This window comes from Actinomyces urogenitalis DSM 15434, from assembly GCF_000159035.1.
Lineage (GTDB): Bacteria > Actinomycetota > Actinomycetes > Actinomycetales > Actinomycetaceae > Actinomyces > Actinomyces urogenitalis.
The window spans coordinates 1-1,282 of record NZ_DS999591.1; the positions used below are offsets into that span (position 1 = coordinate 1).

Sequence of the window (1,282 nt, forward strand, 5' to 3'; positions counted from 1 at the left end):
GGGGTCCGTTGAAGGTTTGGTTGACTCCAAGACCGCATGACTCTCTCGAAAGGGTCGTGCTGAAAGGATGGCATCCATGGCGAAGATCGCTTGCACCGACGAGTTCAAGCGCGACGCGGTCGCGCTTGTCGTCTCAGGAATCCTGCAGAAGCAGGTCGCCGAGGACATGGGGATGGCGAAACTACCCTCCAAGCCTGGGTCCGCGACGCTCGCTTCCAGTCCCATGGGATGACCCCGACCACCGATCGTGAGCAGCGCAAGGACATGGCCCAGGCGTGACGCCGGATCCGCGAGTTGGAGATGGAGAACGAGGTCCTACGGCGAGCGGCGGCGTATCTGTCGCAGGCTCACATCACGCCCCCAAAATGATCTACCCGCTCGTGAAGGAGATGGCCGCGGTCGGTGCCCCCGTGAGGGTGGCGGTGGCGGTCGCGTGTCGGGTGTTGGGATTCTCCAAGCAGGGCTACTACAAGTGGCTCAAGCAGCCGGTCTCGGCCCGCGAGGCCGAAGAGCGTGAACTGATCGCCGTGCTGCATCAGCTCCACGATGATGACCCGGAGGGCGGCTACCGCGTCCTGGCCGATGACATCACCGAGCTCGGGTACACGCTCTCGGAGCGCAGAGTCTGGCGGCTGTGCCGGATCGCCGGCATCCAATCGGTGTTCACCACGCGCAAGACCCGCTACAAGAAAGCCGGTGCGCCCGTCCACGACGACCTGGTCAACCGGCAGTTCAGCGCCGAGGGCCCCAACACGCTGTGGCTGACCGACATCACCGAGCACCGCACCCGCGAGGCCAAGGTCTACCTGTGCGCGATCAAGGACGTGTTCTCCAACCGGATCGTCGGCTACTCGATCGACTCGCGGATGAAGGCCCGGATCGCCGTCAACGCGCTCGAGATGGCAGTGGCCCACCGAGGCCGGCCCACCGGGGTGATCGTGCATTCCGACCGCGGGTCCCAATTCCGCTCCAGACGCTTCCTCAAGGCCCTCAAACGCCACGGCCTGACCGGCTCCATGGGCCGCGTGGGGGCATGCGGTGACAACGCGGCAATGGAGTCGTTCTTCGCGCTCCTGCAGAAGAACGTCCTCGACCGACGGTCCTGGAGCACACGAGAGGAACTACGGCTGGCGATCGTGTCCTGGATCCAGGGGAAGTACCACCGCAAACGCCGTCAACGCCGGCTCGGGAAACTCACCCCCGTCGAGTTCGAACTCATCATGAAACCAACCGCAACACTGGCGGCATAAACCCGGAGGTCAACCAAACCTTCAGCAGTCCC

At 64.2% G+C, this 1,282-nt stretch carries 1 pseudogene; it reads left to right on the forward strand.

The window, feature by feature from the left end:
- The first annotated feature begins 76 nt into the window (after positions 1–76).
- Positions 77–1,250 (forward strand): annotated as a pseudogene (locus tag HMPREF0058_RS11370) (IS3 family transposase).
- The last annotated feature ends 32 nt before the right edge of the window (positions 1,251–1,282 follow it).